This is a genomic window from Frankia sp. AgPm24 (assembly GCF_023243055.1).
Taxonomy (GTDB): Bacteria; Actinomycetota; Actinomycetes; order Frankiales; family Frankiaceae; genus Frankia; species Frankia umida.
Map to the genome: position 1 here is coordinate 1 of NZ_JALKFW010000131.1, position 229 is coordinate 229.

Sequence of the window (229 nt, forward strand, 5' to 3'; positions counted from 1 at the left end):
TCGCGGTGCTGGTGTCGGTCACATTGGTGATGGTGAATTCGCTGCCACCGCGGAAATCGATGCCGAGGTTGAATCCGCCCTTGATGAGCGGGACCGCGATCGACAGGATCACCATGACCGCAGCGATGCTGAACCAGATCTTGCGCTTGCCGACGAAGTCGTAAGAACGCTTGCCGGTATAGAGTTCGTTGCCGAAGGTGGCGAAATTGATGAACTTGGCCATTAGTCC

At 56.3% G+C, this 229-nt stretch carries 1 pseudogene; it reads right to left on the bottom strand.

Annotated features, from left to right (window positions below):
- Positions 1-223 (bottom strand): annotated as a pseudogene (locus MXD61_RS05970) (protein translocase subunit SecF); the annotation flags it as partial.
- Positions 224-229 lie beyond the last annotated feature (6 nt).